This is a genomic window from Bacillus sp. SIMBA_005 (assembly GCF_046535585.1).
GTDB lineage: Bacteria > Bacillota > Bacilli > Bacillales > Bacillaceae > Bacillus > Bacillus pumilus.
The window spans coordinates 1-248 of record NZ_JAWRWI010000912.1 but is presented as its reverse complement, the minus strand read 5'-3'; the positions used below and the strand labels follow the sequence as shown (position 1 = coordinate 248).

Annotated in this window: 1 protein-coding gene; it reads left to right on the top strand. The window is 74.2% G+C overall.

Features of this window, described 5'->3' with window-relative positions; all coding sequences use genetic code 11:
* Positions 1-248, top strand: a 248-nt coding sequence (locus tag SB660_RS22720; RefSeq protein ID WP_410584769.1) for a hypothetical protein, incomplete at both ends; no start/stop codon positions are given.

Here is a 248-nt window from a genome sequence, read left to right as displayed (position 1 = left end):
CTCGCGGGATTGAGCGCGGCGCTCGACGGGGCGCAGGGCAAGGTCGACACCGCGACGCATCTCGCGTCGGCGCTCTCGACACAGCAGACGGTCCTCGCGGAGAAGGCGGATCCCGCCACCGTGGTGGCGGCGACGGCGACGATCCACGCACTGACCGCCAAGGTCGGCTCCGAGGTGGCGAGCTGGGAGTCGGTCCAGGCCGCGCAGTATGCCGGCCCCGACGGCCCCCCGTGGGCGACGAGCGGTCC